Source organism: bacterium (assembly GCA_021372775.1).
GTDB lineage: Bacteria > Acidobacteriota > Polarisedimenticolia > J045 > J045 > JAJFTU01.
Window position 1 is genome coordinate 1 of record JAJFTU010000150.1, and the last position, 11,839, is coordinate 11,839.

Consider the following 11,839-nt stretch of genomic DNA (forward strand, 5'->3'; position numbering starts at 1 on the left):
GCCGCAGCGCGCAGTCCGGCCCGTGCGCCCCGAGGATGTAGTGCGCCCCCTGCACGAGCAGCGACCGCGCCTCCGCGTTGCCGCGCTTCGTGATCCCCATCTTCGGGTCGCGCTCCCCGGACTGCCGCCGTCCCGGCGCCAGGCCGAAGTACGCCGCCGCGTCGCGCCGCCGGGCGAAGCGCGCCGGGTCCTCGATCGTCAGCGCGAAGGTCAGCGCGATCATCAGCCCGACCCCCGGCACCTGCCGCATCGCCGCCACCGCCGGCATCGACGCCGCGATCGCCTCCAGCTCGGCCTCCGCCAGGAGGATCTGCGCGGTCAGCGCCGCGATCGACGCGATCTCGAACTTCACCGCGTCCCGCAGCTCCGGCGACGTCCCGGCGAGCGCCCTGACGTGGAAGCTGTCCGTCGAGCACGACGCCGTCCGCGTCCCCAGCGACTTCGCCGTGCCCCGCACCGAATTGATCATTTCCGCCCGCGCCCGCACCATCGCCCGCCGCGCCCGCAGCTTCGCCAGCCGCTGCTGCGTCTCCGGCTGCCGCTGCGCCACCGGATGCAGCAGCTCCGCGTCCGCCCGCCCGAGGCGCGCCAGGATCTCCGCGTCCCGCCGGTCCGACTTGCGCACGCTCGACGTCACCAGCGCCAGCTCGGACGAATTCGCCACCACCACCGGATGGCCCGCCTCCTCGAACTGCCGCGCCGCCCACGGCGAGTGCGTCCCCGTCTCCATCACCACGAACGCCCCCGCGTGCTGCGCGCTCAGCTGCGCGAACCCCTCCGCCGTCGAACGCACCCGGCCCGCCCCGACGCGCTGCCCGTCCGCGTCCAGCGCCACGTACTCAGACCACTTGTCTCCGAGGTCCAATCCGATCGTCCGCTCCGCGTCGCCCGTGCTAGTCTGCGTCATGGCCGGTCTCCTCTTTGGGCTTGTTTACCCAACATCCCCAATGCAACACCGATCTCGGTGATTGCGGACGGATGACCGGCCACTTCTCTTCAATTCCTTCACATCCCATCTACGAGTCACGATCACCGTGTCGCCGCTCAGGATTCCTCCGCGCCTGCCGCCCGACGTGGACCCCGCGCAACGTTGCCTTTCGTCGTGAAAGGCAGGATTGCCCGTGAATCGCCTCGGGCGGCAGGCGCGATGGAGGCGCCGTCGTTTCGACGACGTGATCGGCGCGCCAGCCGCCCCTACGAGTCACGATCGTCGTGTATCCGCGCAAGACGCCCCCGCGCCCGGTTTCGGCAGGGCCGCCTCGGGCGGCAGGCGCGGCGCGGGCGCGGAAGGTCGTCGCGAAATCGCACGGCGCCGCCGTCGAACGACGGCGATCGTCAGAAGGGGGAGGGGAAGGCCTTGGCGCGCGAGCGCGCCGACTCCGCGTCCTGCGGCGGGGCGACGGGATGGCCGTCGTGGATCAGCGGCGCGATCAGCGGCTCGGGCGCCGGGAAGCCGGCGGGCCGCTCCCACGGCGCGCCGGCGGGAAGGACCTTCCGCTCCGCGGTCATCGGGCAGCGCCACAGCTCCTTGCGGCCGGCGTGCTTGGCCCGCTTGGCGCGCGACTCGCCGTCCACCTCGACGATGTCCATCGCGAAGTCGATCTCCGGCGCGCGCGAGATCGCCGAGCCGACGCCGAACGCATCGACGATGTCCCTCAGCGCGCGGATCTCGTTCTCGCCGAGGCCGCCGCTGGCGACGATCTTGACCGCGGCGAAGCCGCGCAGGTCGAGCTCCCAGCGCACGTCGCGCACGATCGCCGCCATGTCGCCGCGCCGCGAGGCCGGCGTGTCGAGCCGCACCCCCTGCAGCCTGCCGCCCAACGCGCGCGCCACGCGCACCGCCTCGTCCGCCTCGTCGCGGAACGTGTCCACGAGCACGATCCGCGCCGTCTCGCGGTCCACCGCGGCGTCGAAGAGGCGCGCCGCCTCGACCGTGTCGCCGATCACGAGCATCAGCGAGTGGGGCATCGTGCCGCTGGCGCGCCGGCCGAGCAGCTCGGCGCCGATCACCGACGAGACGCTGTCGGCGCCGCCGACGTAGGCGGCGCGCTCGATCAGCGGCGCGAGCGCGGGATGCTGACGCCGCGCGCCGAAGCTGAGCAGGCCGCGCCCGGCCGCCGCGGCGCGGCAGCGCGCCGCCGCCGTGGCGATCCCCGACGCCTGACAAAGCAGCCCGAGGATCGCCGTCTCGTGGCGCGCGAAGGCGCGGTAGCGGCCGACGAGCGTCAGCACCGGCTCCTCCGGCGCGAAGACCGAGCCGTCGGGCAAGCCGAAGAGGTCCACGCCGCGCACGCCGTCCATCAGCGCCACGACCTCGTCCATGCCGCAGAGCACGCCGAACGCGCCGTCCTTGGGCAGGCGCCGCGCGCGCACCTCCGCGGCCACCAGCGGGTCGCGCCCGGCCGCCTCGAGGACGCGCACGGTGTTGTCGAAGTAGACGTCGGCGACGCGCCCGGAGCGGATCTCCTCCTCGGTCGCGATCCAGAACCGCCGCTTGTCTTCGCTCACGGGCAGTCCTCCGCGCGGAGGATCTCCGCGCAGTCGAGGGCGCGCACGCCGGCGGCGGCCAGGGCCGCGCGGGTCGCGTCGTCCGAGGCCGCGTCCACCGGCCGCGTGGCGTCCCAGGCCACGATGGTGTCGAAGCCGGCGGCCGCGGCGTCCTCGGCGCTCCAGAGGACGCAGTAGTCGCGCGCCAGCCCGGCGAGCACGACGGCGCGCGCGCCGCGCTGCCGCAGAAACTGGGCGAGGCCGGTCGGCGGCCGCTTGCCGTTGGCGTTCCAGTTGGAGCGGAAGGCGCTGTAGGAGTCTACGAGCGGGTCGGCGCCCTTGCGCAGCACGAGTTCGGCCCGCGCCGCGTCGAACGCGGCGTGGAGGGCGGCGCCGGGCGAGCCCTGCAAGCAGTGGTCGGGCCACAGGACCTGCGCGCGGCCGTAGAGGTCGATGATCTGGAACGGGCGGCGGCCGGGATGGCTCGAGGCGAACGAGATGTGTCCCGCCGGATGCCAGTCCTGCGTGGCCACGACGATGCCGAACCGCCCTGCGGCGGCGAGGCGGTTGCACGGCGCGATCACCTCGTCCCCCGCGGGCACGGCGAGCGCGCCGCCGGGCATGAAGTCGGGCTGCAGGTCCACGAGGATCAGCGCGGCGCGCGCGCGGTCGAGGCGGGGCGCCGCGGCGGCGGGCTCGGCTTTCGCTTCCGGGGCGCGGTTCGGACGGGACGCGTCGGCGGCGGTCGTCGCATCCGGGGCGCGGTCGCCGGAGGTCATCGCTTCGCTCCCTTTCGCGCGTCGCTCCCCTTGCCGCGGCGGCGCTCGATTGTCGGCGAAGTCGGCTCGTGGCGGAAGCGCGCGAGGTCGAGCGTGCCGTCGGCGCGGAACTCGATCCCTTCCGCCTCGAGGAGCGCCCGCTGCAGCCCGGGCGGGGCGTCCGGCAGCCGCTCGGTCGAGAGGCCGCCGCGCGCGTTGACCACGCGCTGCCACGGCGTGCCGGCGGGGCAGCCGTGCAGCGCCCACCCGACGGCGGCCGGCGAGATGACGCCGCCGAGGAGCGCGCTGATCTGCCCGTAGGTCACGACGCGGCCGCGCGGCACCTGCCGCACGACGGCGTAGACCGCGGCGAACGGACCGGGCCGCGCGGGCGCGGCGTCGTCCTCGGCGCGTCGTCCCGCGGCCGGCGCCGGCTTCCGTCTCGTCCGCGCGCCGCGCTCTCGTTCCGCCATCGCTTCCTCCGCGCCGCGGGCGCGGCGGGGTCCGGCGTCGGCCCCGTCCGCCGCGCCCATGATCCTACGCGGGAACGGGGGCGCCGCCCGCGCGCCGAAACCACCCGTCCGCGCGCGGCGGGCAACCGCTGGCGACGCCGGGCGCATCTGTCCCCGTCTCGTTGCTATGATCAACTCAGCCGGATCCACTCCGGCGAGGAGAGACGATGTCCACAACCCCGTTCGTGCGTCCTGATGCTTCGACCGTCGTCGGCCGGGCGATCGGCGAAGGCTGGAAGCGGATGGTCCATCTGCTGTTCAAGGGGCCCGACGCGCGGCTCCGGACGTGGATCGGCTGGGGCCTGTTGACGCTGCTCGCCGGCGTCGTCGGGATCGGCGGCGGCGGCCCCAACTTCAACGGCGGCAACTTCGGCGACCACGCGCACAGGGAGTTCGACTTCACGCCGCCGGACGTCGGCCCGGGGCTCGTGACGGCGATCGTCGCGGGCGTGGTCCTCCTGCTGGCGCTCGGGATCGTCTGGCTCTACTTCCAGGCGCGGTTCCGCGGCGTCTTCCTCGACGGCGTCGTTTCCGGACGCCCGCAGATCCGCGGGGTCTTCGCGCGCTCTAAGGCGCTCGGCCGGCCGTACTTCCTCTTCCTGCTGGGGATGCGGATCGGGCTGCTCCTCGTCATCGGCGCCTTCGTCCTCGCGATCCTCGGCGCCGTCGGCGGCTCGCTGAACGCCGACCACTTCCCCGCGGCGGCCATCGGGATGATCCTGCTCGCGGTCGTCGTCCTCCTGCCGATCGCGATCCTGTGGGCCTTGGTGGACGCGTTCGCGCACCACCTCGTCGTGCCGTACGTCTGGCTGCGCGGCGAGCGGTTCGGGCAGGCGTTCCGCTCGGCGTGGGAACTCGTCAAGGCGAACAGGGGGGCGACCGCCCTCTACACCGTCGCCTGCATCGGCCTCTCGATCGGGGCCCATCTCGCGGCGATGCTCGCGTTCTGCTGCCTCTGCATCGTGTGGTGCCTGCCGGCGGCGGGGCTGGTCGGGCTCTTCATGCTGACGATCAAGTTCCCGATCACGGCGATCGTCACCTTCCCGATCGGCGCGGTGCTCGCGTTCGCGCTGGCGTGGATCGGCGCGACGATCACCTGCCCGGTGCCGGTCTTCTTCCGCGCCGCGTCGCTGGTCTTCCTGACGACGCTCGACCCGACCCTGATGCCGCCCGCGGCGTCCGCGACGCCGGACGAGACGGTGATCGCGCCGCCCGCGCCCGAGGTTCCGCCGGTCCCGCCGATTCCTCCGGTTCCGCCGATTCCGCCCATTCAACCGGAAAACCCGTAGGCGCGGCTGGCGCGCTCCGATTCACGTCGGAACGACGGCGCCTCCACCGCGCCTGCCGCCCGACGCGAACCCCGCGCGACCTTGCCGTTACGCCTTGACGTATCGATACACGCGGGCCGCGGACCAGATCCGCGGCCCGCGTTCTATGTCGGCCCCGCCTCGCCGAGGGGCCGAAGGCAGACGGGTGCGGTGTTCAGGTCGGGCGGCAGGCGCGGAGGAATCGTCCGCGGGCGAACGACCGTTGCGGCGCGCCAGCCGCCCTTACACGCCCGTCGCCGAGCGCGTTCGTCGGGCTGTGCGCGATCGCCTCGTCGCAGGCGGTCGTCAGGGACGCGGCGGCGCGGTGCGCAGCGCGAGGCGCAGCGCGGCGAGCGGCACGGGGAGGCGCGCGTCGTCGATATCGCCGGCGCGCACCGCCTCGGCGGCGCTCCAGCCGGGCGCCGCGGCGAGCGCCTTGTCCGCCGCTTCGGCCGAACGCGCCGTCTCGCCGAGCGCGGCGAAGACCAACGCCAAAGCCAACCAGCCGCGCGGATCCTGCGCCTCCGCCTTGACGGCGCCGAGCGCGGCGTCGAGCGCCGCCGCGGGCTCGTCTCGACGCGCGGCGAGCGTCGCCTCGACGAGGCGCGGCTCGACGCCGGCGCGGTGCGCGAGGCGTTCGGCGGCGGCCGGCTCGCCCGAGAACAGCCGGGCCAGCGCCTCCCGCGCCGGCGCCCACTCATCGCGCAGCTCTCGTTCCGACGGCGCGGAGGTGCAGAGGTCGCGCCCTTGGCGCGCGCGCCGGAACTCGGCCGCCGCCGCGGCGAACAGCTCTTCGCGCGCCCCTCGGGGCGCATCCGCGGCGCCGGTCGGCCGCGCGGCGGCCGCGTCCGCTTCGCCGATCGGCTGCGTCGCTTCGCCGGTCGGCCGCGTCGCCTCCCCTCCGACCTGGATCGCCGCGGCGCCGACGAAGGCCGACTCGCCCGCGGCGTAGGCGCCGCGCGCGCTGGACGGGGCTCGGCGGCGCAGCGCGACGAGCCACTCGGACGCGCGCTCGCTCTGGCCGCACGCGGACGCGAGGCGCGCCGCGAGGGCCGCCGCAGGCTCGACGATCGCCCATCCTTCGCGACGGAGCAGCTCGTCGGCCGCGGGCGCGACGATCGCCAGCGCCTGCCGCGCAAGCGGGAGGTCGAGGACGTCGCCGCCGGCGGCCGGCGTGTTCTCGCGCGCGAAGAGGAACCGCGGCCCCGGATCGTCGGGCTTGTCCTCGATCTCCGCGAGGAGCAGGCGTCGGTTCCGCTCCTCCTTGCCGCGCGCCGCGGCCAGCTCCGGCGCGTATCCCTCGTGCCGCGCCCGCAGCCCCGACGCCTCGGGGGAAATCGTCTCGCGCCCCAGGGCGCGGCAGATCGAGCCGAGCACCGACTCGTGGATCCGCCCTTCGTAGCGGTGGCGCGGGTCGCGCCTAAAGAGGCGCGCGATGCGCGCCGTCTCCACCCGCCCCGCGCCGCGCGGCGAGACGATCTCCACGGTGAAGGCCGGCTCGCGCGCCTCGGCGAGCAGCTTCCGCAGGCGCTCCCGCCGCGGCCGCTCCAGCACCTCGTCGGCGTCGAGCATCAGGATCCAGTCGCCGCGCGCCGCGTCGAGCGCCGCGTTGCGGGCGGCGGCGAAGTCGTCGATCCAGACGAACGGGACGACGCGCGCCCCCTTGGCGGCGGCGATCGCCGCCGTCCCGTCGGTCGAGCCGGTGTCCACGACGACGATCTCGTCGGCGATCGGCAGGGCCGCGTCGAGGCAGCGCCCGATCCGCTCCGCTTCGTCGCGGACGATCAGGCACAAGGACAACAGAGGACGTTCGGCTGGCGGCATGGTCGGCTCTCGGAAGGCCCGTTATGGCTTGGGCCGTTTGGCGGCGATAATACCCGCCTTGCCGGCGTCGCGCGGCGGAATCGCGCCGCGCCGCCGGGCGGGGACGGCGCCGCGGCGGTTCGGCGCGACCCCCTTCGGACGCGGACACAAGGAGCCTTGAGATGATCGAGCCGGTGCGCCTGTTGGACGACGCGGTGGAACTTCTGGATCAACGCCTGCTGCCTCGGGAGGAGCGGTACGTCCGCTGCGCCGACGCGGCCGCGGTCGCCGCGGCGATCAAGGAGATGGTCGTGCGCGGGGCGCCGGCGATCGGCGTGGCCGCGGCCGGCGGCGTGGCGCTGGCCGCGCTCGCCGCGCGGGAACGGCCGGCGGAGGGGTTCCTCTCGGCGATCGACGCGGCGGTGCAGGAGGTCGTCGCGGCGCGTCCGACGGCGGTCAATCCGCGCGTCGCGGCGAAGCGGGTCGCCTCCGCGGCGCGCGAGGCGCTCGAGGCCGGCGACGAGCCGGCGGCGGCCGCGGCGGCGGCGCTCGCGGCGGCGCGCGCGGTGCGCGACGAGGACCTCGCGGCGAATCAGGAGATGGGGAAGAACGGCGCGATGCTCGTGCCGGACGGCGCGCGGATCCTGACCCACTGCAACGCCGGGGCGCTGGCGACGGCCGGCTTCGGCACCGCGCTCGGCGTCGTCCGCGCCGCGGTCGCCGAAGGCAAGAGGGTGAGCGTCGTCGCCGACGAGACGCGCCCGTGGCTGCAGGGGGCGCGGCTCACGGCGTGGGAGCTCCAGAAGGACGAGATCCCGACGACGCTGATCAGCGACAACATGGCCGGCGCGCTGATGGCGCGCGGCGAGATCGACCTCGTCGTGGTCGGCGCCGACCGGATCGCCCTGAACGGCGACGTCGCCAACAAGATCGGCACCTACATGGTCGCGGTCCTCGCGCGGCGGCACGGCGTGCCGTTCTACGTCGTCGCCCCGACCGCGACGATCGACGCCGACTGCCCCGAGGGCGCCGCGATCCCGATCGAGGAGCGCGACCCCGAGGAGGTCCTCTCGTTCGCCGGGCAGCGCGTCGCGCCGGACGGGATCGCGGCGCGGCACATCGCGTTCGACGTCACGCCGGCCGAGCTGGTGACGGCGATCGTGACCGAGAAGGGGATCCACCGCGCGCCGTTCGCCCGCTCGCTCGCCCACGCCCTCGGCATCGAGGACGAGGCGCCCGCGCCCGCGGCCGAGGAGGGAACCGCCGCCGAAACCGCTCCCGCCGCCGATCCGGCCGCGGACGGCGAGGCCGACCAGCAGTGATCCGCGCCCGCGCCGACCGCGCGTCCGCAGCCCGGCGCGAGGGAGAACGCCGATGATCCGCGCCCGCGCCGTCCTGCTCGACATCGACGGCACGCTCGCCGACGGGGTGGGCGGGCCGGCGCTCCCGGGCGCCGTGGAGGCGGTGCGCGAACTCTCGCGCCGCGTGCCGGTGCGCTTCGTCACCAACACGACCTCGCGGCCGCGGAGCGCGCTCGCGGCTTGGATGTCGGACCTCGGCTTCGACGCGCCGGAGGAGTCGGTCGTCACGCCGGTCTCGCTCGCGCGGCGCGTCCTGCCCGCGCGCGGCGACGACTGCGGCGTGCTGCTCTGCGAGCCCGAGGCCCGCGGGGATCTCGCGTGGTTCCGCGAGGCGCCGCCGGGCGAGGCGCGCGCCGTGCTCGTCGCGACCGAGGCCCACGACCGCGCGATCGCCGATCTCGCGCCGGCGGTCGAGGCGCTGCTCGGCGGGGCGCGCCTCTACTCGCTCCAGCAGAACCGCGTCTTCCGCCGCGGCGGCCGCCTGCTGACCGACCTCGGCCCGCTCGCCGCGTTCCTCGGCTACGCCGCGAACGTCCGCTGGGAGAACCTCGGCAAGCCGTCGCCGTTGCTGTTCGCCGAGATCGCGGCCGAACTGGGACTCTCGCCGGCGGACCTCGCGATGGTCGGGGACGACGCGGAGTTCGACGCCTCGGGCGCGGTCGCCGCCGGATGCGGCGCGGGGATCTTGGTGCGCACCGGCAAGTACCGTCCCGGCGACGAAGACCGCGTCGCGCCGCCGCCGACGCTCGTGCTGGACGACGTCTCGCAGCTTCCCGACGCGCTCTGAGCCGTCGCCGCCGTTGCGCGCCCGAGCGCGGACGCGCCCGACTCCGCCGACTCTCCGCTGCGCGGCGCCCGTCGGGCCGCGCGGCGCCGCGGCCCGCGGCTACGCCTCGATGCGCGCCGCGCCGTAGCGCTTGAGGACCTCTTCGTCGGCGCGGTCGGCCGAGACCGCGACCGCCATCACCGCCGACTTCAGCTCGTCCTTGGAGCAGGTGGCGCCCGGCACGCTGTAGCGGAACATCAGCTCGCCGTCCGTGTCCACGGCGAAGCCGCCGTAGCGGTACAGCGTGTTCTCGCGCAGCAAGTGCGAGGCCATCTCCCCGGTCACGTGCAGCCCCCCCGCGACCCAGGCGAAGACGCCGACGCTCGCGTCGTCGTCCCCCCAGGCGTCCACGTAGATGTGCACGGTGGCCCGGCCGTAGCGGAGCACGAACAGCGGCTTGACCGGATCGGGCGCCGCGAGCTCGCCGAAGAGCTGCCGCAGGATCAGGCGGACCTTCTCGTAGACCATTCGGTGCGCGGCGTGGGCGAACTCGATCCGCGGGCCGCCGCCGTTGGCGAGCGGTCCCTTCGCGGGAGCCTCGACGTCCCCCTTGCGTCGCGTCAGACGCAACTTCCAGCCACCGAACCATTTGCCCACTGTGCGCACCTTCGTTCCGCCGCGTTCCGCGTTTCAAGTTGACGGCGCTTGGCGGGGGGCGTCAACCGCACCTTTCGCCGCCGCCGTAGCGTCGAGCCGGTCTCCGTCCATAATCATTGCCCGTCGCCGGACGCGCGACAAACGGGGCCGACGAAGATGGATCGGATGCTGCGGGCAATCGCCGCCGAAGGTGGCGCGCGGGTCGTCGCCGTGGAGACGACCGGCGTGGCCGAGAAACTGCGCACGGTGCACTCCGCCTCGCCGACGATGACCGCCGCGCTCGGGCGCGCCGCGACCGGCGCCCTGCTCCTCGCCGCCTCCTTGGAGAAGGTGACGGAGAAGGAGCCGATCGTCACGTTGGAGATCGAGGGAAACGGTCCGGCGGGGAAGATCATCGCCACCGCCTCGCCCGCGGGCTGGGTCCGCGCGACGGCGAAGAACACCGCGGCCGACCCGCCGCCGAAGCCGAACGGCAAGCTCGACGTCGGTGCCGCCGTCGGGCGCGAGGGAACGCTCGCCGTGGCGCGCGATCTCGGCTTCGGCCAGCCGTACCGCGGCGTCGTGCCGCTCGCGGGCGGCGAGATCGGCCTCGACCTCGCGACCTACCTCAAGGACTCGGAGCAGACGCCGACGGCGGTGCTGCTCGGCGTGCGCGTCGCCGCCGACGGCCGAGTGCTGCATTCCGGCGGGCTGCTCGTGCAGCTGATGCCCGGCTTCTCCGAGGAGCGGGCGATCGTGCTCGAATCGCGCCTCTCGGCCTTCGGCGAGTTGACGCGGAAGATGCAGGCCGGCGCGGGGCCGGCGGAGTGGATCGACGAGATCTTCGCCGCGACGGCCAAGGTCGAGGAGGAGACGCCGGTCCGCTTCCACTGCGGCTGCTCCCGCGACCGGGTGGAGCGGGCGCTCAAGCTGCTGGGGGCGAAGGAAGTCGGCGCGTTGATGCGCGACGCGGAATCGCGCCCGGCGCGGATCGTCTGCGAATTCTGCCGCACGGCCTACGACGTGCCGCGGGACGATCTGGCGCGCCTGCTGCTGGAGCTGGAGCGAGAGGCGCCTCCCGCGGCGCGCGCGTGATCCTCGAAGCGACTCGCGTCCCGCTCCTGAGCGCGGCGAATCCGCGTCGCGGCCATTGGGGACGCGCGTGATCCTCGAAGCGACGAGCCGCGGCGGCGAGGCGCGTCGGGTCGCGCGCCCGACGCTCGACGTTTCGCGGCCGCCGCGGACGGGACCGTGCGCTTCCTGACGACGGTCATTCTGCTGCTCGCCGCGCCCGGGGTGGCGCTCGAGCTGTGGCGCTCCGGGTGGGCGCTCTCCGCCGCGCCGCACTTCCCGTACCTCGCCGGCGGCCTCGCGGCCGGGCTGCTGCTCGAGGTCCTGTTCCTGCGCCGCGTCTGGCCGACCTTCGAGATCTTCGAGCACGAGCTGACGCACGCCCTCTTCGCGCTCCTCTGCCTGCGGCTGGTGACCGGCTTCGTCGTCCGCCGCTCCGGCGGCGAGGTCCGCTACCGCGGCCGCTTCGGCGGCAAGGCGGCCGACGACCTGATCGGCCTCGCCCCCTACGTCGCGCCGACCTTCACGCTGATCGGCGCCCTGCTGCGCCCCGTCTTCCCGCCCGCGTGGTTCCCGTGGTGCGATTTCGCGCTCGGCGCGACCCTCGGCTACCACGTCGGGAGCGCCCTCCGCGAAACCCGCGTCGCCTGGACCAAGCGCCGCTTCGCCTCGGCCGGCTCGGGCGAAGCGACCCGCAGCGACGTCGGCAAGCGCGGCTACGTCTTCAGCTTCGTCTTCATCGTCGTCGTCGGCGCCGCCCTCCACGGCCTCCTCTTCGACCTCCTCGCCTCCGGTCCCCGCGGCGCCCTCGCCTGGGCCTCCCACGTCTGGACGGACGGCCAGCCGCCGCTTCGGGCAGCGTGGGCCGCCGTCGCGGAATTCTCCGGCCGCCTTTTCTGAGAAGTGGTCAGGAAAAACTGATTCGGTCGGAGGGCCTTCCCCCCGAAGCAAATTCGGGGGACGCGGCGGAATCTGGGGCGATTCGCCCCGCCCGGACGTATAACAGTCAGAGGCGATTCCGTTGATACGAAAAAACCTGTAGGGAATTTTGCGCGGTGCGACTGAGCGGGATACATTGACGGCGGCTGAGGCAAGCCCGGAACCCCCACCAACCGGGCGATTTCACGCGCTCGCCAGT

General features: G+C 74.4%; 11 protein-coding genes. 5 read left to right on the forward strand and 6 right to left on the reverse strand.

Going from position 1 to position 11,839, the window contains the following annotated elements; genetic code table 11:
• From LLG88_04985 to LLG88_05000, 4 genes are all read right to left on the reverse strand, one after another.
• A partial coding sequence (locus LLG88_04985; GenBank protein ID MCE5246262.1) for an IS110 family transposase occupies positions 1 to 907 on the reverse strand: 907 nt, incomplete at its 3' end.
• A 428-nt stretch (positions 908 to 1,335) separates the two neighbouring features.
• A complete protein-coding gene (locus LLG88_04990) occupies positions 1,336 to 2,508 on the reverse strand; it encodes a nicotinate phosphoribosyltransferase (protein ID MCE5246263.1) in 1,173 nt (390 codons plus the stop codon).
• Positions 2,505 to 3,266, reverse strand: a complete 762-nt coding sequence (pncA, locus tag LLG88_04995) for a bifunctional nicotinamidase/pyrazinamidase (protein MCE5246264.1) — start codon at positions 3,264 to 3,266, stop codon at positions 2,505 to 2,507. The genes LLG88_04990 and pncA overlap by 4 nt, the downstream gene beginning before the upstream one ends.
• On the reverse strand, positions 3,263 to 3,718 hold the full coding sequence (locus LLG88_05000; GenBank protein ID MCE5246265.1) for an MGMT family protein: 456 nt from the start codon (positions 3,716 to 3,718) through the stop codon (positions 3,263 to 3,265). Before LLG88_05000 ends, pncA begins: the two co-directional genes overlap by 4 nt.
• A 206-nt stretch (positions 3,719 to 3,924) precedes the next feature.
• On the opposite strand from LLG88_05000, the gene LLG88_05005 reads away from it, so the two are divergent.
• Positions 3,925 to 5,046 carry a hypothetical protein gene (locus tag LLG88_05005; protein ID MCE5246266.1) on the forward strand — a complete coding sequence of 374 codons (1,122 nt, stop codon included), beginning with the start codon at positions 3,925 to 3,927 and terminating at the stop codon, positions 5,044 to 5,046.
• Between the two features lie 324 nt (positions 5,047 to 5,370).
• Here the strand turns inward: LLG88_05005 and LLG88_05010 are convergent, their stop codons facing one another.
• Positions 5,371 to 6,864, reverse strand: a complete 1,494-nt coding sequence (locus LLG88_05010; GenBank protein MCE5246267.1) for a glycosyltransferase — start codon at positions 6,862 to 6,864, stop codon at positions 5,371 to 5,373.
• Between the two features lie 185 nt (positions 6,865 to 7,049).
• Between LLG88_05010 and mtnA the strand changes: the two genes are divergently transcribed.
• A complete protein-coding gene (gene mtnA, locus LLG88_05015; GenBank protein ID MCE5246268.1) occupies positions 7,050 to 8,189 on the forward strand; it encodes an S-methyl-5-thioribose-1-phosphate isomerase in 1,140 nt (379 codons plus the stop codon).
• 52 nt (positions 8,190 to 8,241) lie between these two features.
• Positions 8,242 to 9,015 (forward strand): HAD hydrolase-like protein, encoded by a 774-nt coding sequence (locus tag LLG88_05020; protein ID MCE5246269.1) that lies wholly within the window; start codon positions 8,242 to 8,244, stop codon positions 9,013 to 9,015.
• A gap of 99 nt (positions 9,016 to 9,114) precedes the next feature.
• On the opposite strand, the gene LLG88_05025 is transcribed toward LLG88_05020, so the two are convergent.
• Complete coding sequence (locus LLG88_05025) at positions 9,115 to 9,651, reverse strand: YbjN domain-containing protein (protein MCE5246270.1); 537 nt, start codon at positions 9,649 to 9,651, stop codon at positions 9,115 to 9,117.
• A gap of 165 nt (positions 9,652 to 9,816) precedes the next feature.
• On the opposite strand from LLG88_05025, the gene LLG88_05030 reads away from it, so the two are divergent.
• Positions 9,817 to 10,725, forward strand: a complete 909-nt coding sequence (locus LLG88_05030) for an Hsp33 family molecular chaperone HslO (protein MCE5246271.1) — start codon at positions 9,817 to 9,819, stop codon at positions 10,723 to 10,725.
• A 156-nt stretch (positions 10,726 to 10,881) separates the two neighbouring features.
• Positions 10,882 to 11,601: a M50 family metallopeptidase gene (locus LLG88_05035; protein ID MCE5246272.1), complete on the forward strand. Its 720-nt coding sequence runs from the start codon at positions 10,882 to 10,884 to the stop codon at positions 11,599 to 11,601.
• Positions 11,602 to 11,839: the final 238 nt, after the last annotated feature.